6 protein-coding genes are annotated in these 4,879 nt (G+C 36.3%); all 6 read right to left on the reverse strand.

Annotated elements, in window-relative coordinates:
• Positions 1-625, reverse strand: a 625-nt coding sequence (locus GRP75_RS19335; protein WP_237449106.1) for a class I SAM-dependent methyltransferase, incomplete at its 3' end; no start/stop codon positions are given.
• Between the two features lie 206 nt (positions 626-831).
• The gene (locus tag GRP75_RS19340) at positions 832-1,080 is read right to left on the reverse strand and encodes a DUF6250 domain-containing protein (protein WP_160790093.1); all 249 of its coding nucleotides are present in this window, start codon (positions 1,078-1,080) and stop codon (positions 832-834) included.
• Between the two features lie 37 nt (positions 1,081-1,117).
• Positions 1,118-1,591 (reverse strand): PTS sugar transporter subunit IIA, encoded by a 474-nt coding sequence (locus tag GRP75_RS19345; RefSeq protein WP_023988785.1) that lies wholly within the window; start codon positions 1,589-1,591, stop codon positions 1,118-1,120.
• Positions 1,592-1,636: 45 nt separating this feature from the next.
• Positions 1,637-3,697 carry a BglG family transcription antiterminator gene (locus GRP75_RS19350; protein ID WP_160790094.1) on the reverse strand — a complete coding sequence of 687 codons (2,061 nt, stop codon included), beginning with the start codon at positions 3,695-3,697 and terminating at the stop codon, positions 1,637-1,639.
• Between the two features lie 161 nt (positions 3,698-3,858).
• The gene (gene hxlB / locus GRP75_RS19355) at positions 3,859-4,422 is read right to left on the reverse strand and encodes a 6-phospho-3-hexuloisomerase (RefSeq protein ID WP_025722481.1); all 564 of its coding nucleotides are present in this window, start codon (positions 4,420-4,422) and stop codon (positions 3,859-3,861) included.
• A gap of 10 nt (positions 4,423-4,432) precedes the next feature.
• On the reverse strand, positions 4,433-4,879 hold a 447-nt coding region (locus GRP75_RS19360), incomplete at its 5' end, for a zinc-binding dehydrogenase (RefSeq protein WP_160790095.1).

Consider the following 4,879-nt stretch of genomic DNA (forward strand, 5'->3'; position numbering starts at 1 on the left):
AACTTGCCATAAACATCAAATATCCCCCATGCTTGATTAAACTAAAACACGAATCTAAGCATTTTTTGAAGTCCCCTGTTTCATTAATAGCGGACCCAATTAGGGTTACAATATCAAAGGCTTCTTGAGGCAAATCGGAATCGAATATACTCCTGCATAAAACTTTTGATGGATTCGGATGCTGCTCCCTCTGTTGTCTATACTCAAATATCTCGCAAATACTTTCGTCAATATCAATGCTGGTTAAACCACCTCTTCCCTTAAGCCAATATCCAAGGTAATCGTCCCAATCTCCAGTTCCGATACCAACATTACATACTTGGATTTCATCAAAAATATCGAATGTCTTCTTTACGTTATCTCTTGTCACCAACTGTGTGTGAAGGCACTGTGGAGAAGAGTTCCATTCCCCCGCATTCGGACCTTTGAGTTCCAGATAATATTGCAGTAATTTCTCATCTTCCTTATTCATTGATAATGCCCCCATCATTAAGTTATGTTTGGTTTGTTCAATTCGATTAAATACAAACAAAAATTGCTCTTCCAACTTTATGCCTTTCTCACTTGATATTTTGCTTACAATGCATTCTTCACCCCATATATAGAAGGTATCGTCTTCAATCATAACCGTTTCTGCAAATTTCCTGCTTAAGCTTGGATTTTATAAGGTAGTTTTGATTGGAAACTTTGTGTCGATGTACATTGAATCAAACAGGATTAAGTATTCTGTCTCTGAAAATGGATCAAATAATTAAAAAAAGTTTGTGTCGCTGTGCGGCGACACAAACTAAATCCATAGAGATACAAATATCATTATTTAACTTTTCTTAATCATTCATCTTTATGTTTTAGTTTCACTTTAACTTCATTAAAAAAAGCCGTTGTATTCCATACATTGAGACCAAAGTATCCTTCTTTATAAGTTTGATCTTTTGTGTCGATAACTAATTTATTGTTCAAATAAACCTTAGTGATATTGCCTTGCGCTTCTACTTTGAGATGATAATCTGTATTTGGCTGTAAATCCAGTTTTCCATCATTGTTATATGTCGCAATTTCATATCCGGTCCCATCAACCAATTTAATTAATTTTACAACATTATTTTATGTGTCTCTATTAAAGCAACTTCAAGAGTATTTCCTCGATCTCGGCAGGATTAGTTGCATTTTGAAAACGTTTAACGAATTTTTCTTCTTGAAACAAACTTGTTAAGTTCTTTAAAAATGAGATGTGCATCTTAGGATTTTTTACTACAAGTACCATTACAATTTCTGCGTTGACAGTTACATCAGATCCCCCCATATCCTCGAACTCTATGCTATTATCTAAAACTGCAACGGCAATAGCAGTTTCGTTAACGAATTCTTTATTTGTATGTGGAATTGCTATTCCAATTGTCCCCATGTTGATTCCGGTCGGATATTCGATTTCACGTTGAAGCAAAGATTCTGTATATCCTTTTTTGGCATAATTTTTCTCTTCTATCTTTTTTCCAAAGCTTTTGATAAGCTCTTCCCTCGAATCGTAACGTGCGTGCAGTTGAATTAAATCCTGATCAAACACGAGTCCATTTATCGTTTTTGCGCTCATAATAATTACTCCCTTTTATAAAAATCGGAAAACATAGATATCTTTTTAATAATCCGTACCATATTTTTTGATGATACTATGGATATCCATTGCACTTTGGGCTTGAATGATAGCTTCACAATCATCTTTACTTTCAACAAGTTTCATTAACTGAACCAATGCCCTTAAGTGCTGTTGTTTATCGACAGCGGCTATGATAATAACGATGTTTATCGGCCTATTTCTTGCAAATTCAACGCCTTGCTCTAAACGGAGCAAGCTCATAGCTACTTCGTTTACCCCACTTTCGGGACTATCATGAGGAATTGCCACATTTGGGCTAATAATGATATACGGATCTTCCACATCGTAATGTTGGATCATAGCTTCTACATAAGAAGGTTGGATACTCCCTTGAAGCAGCAGCGGTAGCGCCCCTAATCGTATAGCCTCTTCCCAAGATGATACTGAAGGAAGCAATGTAATATTCGCCGGCGTTATCAGGTCATGCAAATTTGTCTTTTGTAATTCGGGTTGTGATTTGAAAGACAACGAGTGATGGCTTGTAAAGTAGTGTTGTAATTCCTTTGCAAGAAGTTGCCTGTTCTGAACGGTTGCATATTTCTCAACGATCTCCAGAATATTTTTCAAACTTAATTCAGATGGAGTGAATCCATGCAATAATTCCATCACTTGTTTTCGTAGAGAGATCTTTTCTTCCTTTTGTAATATTGGCTTGACTATAAATAGTCGTTTGTTCGTTTGCAGATATACGGAAGAAAAAACAATGTCATATTCCAAATCATACATCTTGAATTCTCTCACAGATAAGGAATCCAAAAAAATGAATTCAGGAAATAAATCATTCAAAGTAATTAGTAAAAGCTTAGAAACGGATACTCCGTTAGCGCAGACCACTACTGCTTTTGTTTTACTCAGAATGCTGTCTCCTTGCTTTGTTAACCAACCGCCTATCAGCATCGTTAAATAAGTGCATTCACTATCTGGAATATCACAGCCAATGTAATCAGCTAAAGGTTTTGCTGACTTTTTTACAAGGTGGTGCAGTTCTATGAATTCACTATTAATTGTTTCTTTTAGTGGATTAGTAATAGTAATTTTGTATTTAATGCGATAATATGCAGGTTTTATATGCAGCATGATCATATGCAACAACTGCTTTTTGTCTTGTAAGAGGATGCAGGACATTTTCTCAAATCGCTCCAGCATCTTTTTCAATGCCTGATTTAAATCTGATACAATGTCTTCCCCAAGGAGCTCAGATGAGGAAACATTCGTCGTAAGAATTTGCAGTGTGATGAATAATCTTTCCTCGGTCGGGATATGCACCAAATCCGATAGTAGTTCTTGAACCGCTTGGTACTCCTTGGTATCCGATAATTCTTCATAGCTAATATGAGAGGAATTTATTGTTTTCCCAAGTTTGATTCTTCGCAGCAAGATCAGTAGGATATGCGGCAAAGTTTTCATCTTATCATCTGTAAATTTCAAGCTCAGATGGCTTTCAATCTTTTCAAGACGTTCATGAATCTGTTGCACTTCTTTTTCAGTGATCTCTGCTAACTGTTGAACCCATTTTTCCCCATTGTACATGTGATGAATTTTGTTAACGACATCAATCAATAACTTTCTTTTTTGAAATTCAACACCCTCAATTGAGTAACCAGATAACCGGGAATAACGGATACTAAGATCATAAGGTTCGACTAATTCTTGTGCTGCTTTTAGATCATTTAGTATGGTATTCTTGCTTACGTAAATGGAACTGGTAAAATGAAATAAAGATAATTCTTCACTACGACTCAGTAGGATCAGAATAATAAGTTCTACTCGCTCTGCTTCAGAAAAAATATATTTTTTTGTCGAAGGCTTGTTTACTTCATTAGGCACAGCAGAGAAGAGAGTAGCATCAACAATAAAAACACCCTGTTTATTCCGTTCAATTTTTGGTAGGCGTTGGCCCTCTAACCAGTCATTGATTTTTTCAAGGCTGTAACTGATTTGCCTGCGGCTTAAACCATACTTATGTTCCAAGTTCTTACTCTTCACACTTGGATTTGATAACAATTCTTGCAGCAAGCTGCTGCTTCTATCATCAAGCTGCATGGCTCTCTCTCCTCCTTCCTTGTTAATAATAATATTGACAGCTCCAGAGGATTATATAAGAGGCTTCAAGTTTAGGTCGTATTCAAATTACTCAATTTAATCTTTGCTCTTGGAGGCGCTCTGTGAAGAATCGAAATTTTGTTCTGCCTCAAATCAAACGTTTATTCCAAATTAGCATGTCTTAATTTCATGTCATCATAGGTTTCATTAAAATTAGCTACCCATTCCAAAACAATCGCATCATACAAGAGAAGACTTAATTGCTCAAATGCCGATCCCATTGGTTGAATAGAAGATTCCATTAAATCAGTATCCGTTTCTTTATTGTCAACATTAATTAAAAGCATGTAATCAGCTAGTTTCCCCAAAGTCGACTGCGAATTCGTTGTATTAAGAATTACCTTTGCTCCTGATTGCTTTGCTTTTTTTGCATTTACTATTAGACCAGCGGTTTCTCCTGAACCAGAACCAATAAATAAAATATCCTCTGCTTGAATGCTTGGAGTAGTAATATCACCAACAATATAAACCGTTTTACCTAAGTGCAACAGTCGATTAGCGAAAGCACGGATCGCTAAACCTGATCTCCCTGAACCAGCAAGGAAAATCCGCTTTGTATTATACAAGACTTGTAGAATTTGTTCACTTTCACCAACATTCATTAAGGAAATACTTCTTTCTAATTCTTTCATAATGACTTCCATTTGTTTAATTAATTTGTCCATAAGTTCACCTTCAGCTTTCTGGATACATGATTACCTTGCCGATAAGTTCTTTTCTTTCCATTAATCGTTCAAACATTTCTGAACCTTCTTCAAGCGGTATACGATGTGTAATCATTTTTTTAGTATTTAATCTGTTATTGTGCATAAAGTGAACAGTCGTTGCCCATTCCTTACCTGGGAATGGTGCGGATACACAACTCCATGATCCCCACACGGTTAACTCACTTCTTAGGATTTTTTCAAAATAAAATCTTTCCATCGCAACGTCTGCATAAGGGATACCTAGGAACACAACTCCGCCGCCTTTTTTGGCGTAACCAAACACAGTTGCTGCTGTATGGGGCGTTCCAGCTGCTTCAACTACAATATCTGCATTCATGCCATCCGTATATTCAGCGACCTTTGTCAGAACATCTTCATTCAGAGAATTTATCGTATAATCGGCGCCTAATTCCTT

It is taken from the genome of Paenibacillus sp. OT2-17 (assembly GCF_009827695.1).
GTDB lineage: Bacteria > Bacillota > Bacilli > Paenibacillales > Paenibacillaceae > Paenibacillus > Paenibacillus polymyxa_B.